The organism is Pantoea sp. SIMBA_079 (assembly GCF_046940275.1).
Taxonomy (GTDB): Bacteria; Pseudomonadota; Gammaproteobacteria; order Enterobacterales; family Enterobacteriaceae; genus Pantoea; species Pantoea borealis.
In genome coordinates this window covers 1-314 of record NZ_JAWRYR010000133.1, presented here as the reverse complement: position 1 = coordinate 314, position 314 = coordinate 1, and the positions used below count along the sequence as shown (strand labels likewise).

1 protein-coding gene is annotated in these 314 nt (G+C 68.2%); it reads left to right on the top strand.

All coding sequences use genetic code 11. The annotated features are described in order from the left end of the window. Nucleotides 1–314, top strand: a 314-nt coding sequence (locus SB719_RS19420) for an ABC transporter transmembrane domain-containing protein (RefSeq protein ID WP_412159640.1), incomplete at both ends; no start/stop codon positions are given.

Below are 314 nucleotides of genomic sequence, written 5' to 3'. Positions count from 1 at the left end.
TCGGCCTGTTCGTGCTGCGCGGCATCGCCGGCTACCTCGCCGACTACAGCATGGCGAAATCCGGGCGCGGCATCGCGCGGGACCTGCGCGTACGGGGACTGGGCAAGTACCTGCGCCTGCCGGGCATGCGCTTCCATGCCGAGCCGGTGCCGTCGATGCTGGTGCGGCTGGGGTCGGACAGCGACCAGGTGTCGCAGGCCGCGATCGACGCGGCGAAGGTGATGCTGCAGCAGTCTCTGCAGATCATCGCGTCGCTGATCGTGATGCTCTACCACAGCTGGCAGGTCACGCTGACGATCCTCGTCATCGCGCCG